The organism is Paenibacillus wuxiensis (assembly GCF_040195695.1).
GTDB classification, from domain to species: domain Bacteria; phylum Bacillota; class Bacilli; order Paenibacillales; family Paenibacillaceae; genus Paenibacillus_B; species Paenibacillus_B suaedae.
Window position 1 is genome coordinate 1 of record NZ_JBEFZI010000037.1, and the last position, 1,071, is coordinate 1,071.

Genomic DNA, 1,071 nt, shown 5'->3' on the forward strand with positions numbered 1-1,071 from the left:
ACTTTCGCATTCAGTTTTCAAGGTTCAAACCTTGAACTTCATATTGGCTTTAGCCAATGCTGTTTGGTGGCGATGGCGGAGGGGTTCCACGCGTACCCATCCCGAACACGACCGTTAAGCCCTCCAGCGCCGATGGTACTTGGACCGCAGGGTCCCGGGAGAGTAGGACGTCGCCAAGCAAAATAAAGTAGCCCACTGACCGTAATAAGTCGGTGGGTTATTTGTTGTCCACAAATCATCCACAATTACTAGCCTCATACGGGGATAACTGTTAATGACAATACAATATTGGTTATCCACAAGTGTATAAGTTGTTATTTCTGCTAGATTATAGCACTCCATCCACATCAAGCTGTTGATACTTCATTATATCCGGGGACAACTCCATTTTCTCTTATCAGGTATATCTGAAGTACCTAGGCTTCACTATTATTTCCTATGGAAATTCCAATGTTATTCACATATTCAAATGATGCGTTGCTTATTGACGCTTATTTCTGTAAATAGTCCAATGAGATCGGATAAAAGGTGAATTGTGTTCAATGAAGGAATACAACATAATTGATTATTTTAGACAATTGATCTGATTAGGATCGATGTCCTTTGGAGTAGTAGGGAAAGATTGATGGATTCATATATTGAACCTACCAATTTAGAAGACTCCCATTTATTGAACCTATAGACGACTGTCATTATATCCGTTCTATATGAGTATCTTTTGAATATGTACTTCCCAAACATATATCGGAGTCGTCGTTATCTATAGAAGGGAAGCTGTCCGTTATCATGTCTTTAGCAGCACCGTATCTAATTGAAGCCATTGTGGGATGCTAATCAATAATCAGTGACCATTCTCTTGGTGGCTATCCAGTATAGGATATTCTGTTGTATCCCAAAAATGCGCTTGCGCATTTCTAAAGTATGTGGTATATTATTATTCCTGCCTCACTAAGAGGTGGGCAACAACAAATGAAAACAACTTAAAAACAAGTTGAAAAAAAGTTGTTGACTTCGGATGAACGAAGTGATAAGATATTAAAGTCGCCGCTGATGAGGCGGTGAGAAAAAGAA

At 39.5% G+C, this 1,071-nt stretch carries 1 rRNA gene; it reads left to right on the forward strand.

Annotation, left to right across the window (positions count from 1 at the left end):
- Window positions 1–62 precede the first annotated feature (62 nt).
- Window positions 63–179, forward strand: a 5S ribosomal RNA gene (gene rrf / locus ABN764_RS29465).
- The last annotated feature ends 892 nt before the right edge of the window (window positions 180–1,071 follow it).